Origin of the sequence: Burkholderia sp. 9775_39, from assembly GCF_015712225.1 — a bacterium.
Classification (GTDB): Bacteria; Pseudomonadota; Gammaproteobacteria; order Burkholderiales; family Burkholderiaceae; genus Burkholderia; species Burkholderia cenocepacia.
In genome coordinates, this window is the sequence record NZ_JACCQC010000132.1 from 1 (window position 1) to 254 (window position 254).

Sequence of the window (254 nt, forward strand, 5' to 3'; positions counted from 1 at the left end):
CGAAATCGTCGGCTACGCGATGAGCGAGCGGATGACGAAAAATCTGGTCATGCAGGCGCTGTTCCGCGCTGTCGTGACCCGACGACCGCCGGCGGGCCTGATTCACCATAGCGACCGCGGGTCGCAAGGCGGATTCAACTGGTCGTCGCAACATCTCCAGATTGGAGGTGTTGAATGGGACGACCACTGGGATGGGGCTCGGAACAAACGGGAAGGCCCGTCATGCGATCACCTGGCAGACCGGGTGTCAATCA

Annotated in this window: 1 pseudogene; it reads left to right on the forward strand. The window is 61.0% G+C overall.

Features of this window, described 5'->3' with window-relative positions:
- Positions 1-254, forward strand: a pseudogene (locus tag H0X90_RS36000) (hypothetical protein); the annotation flags it as partial.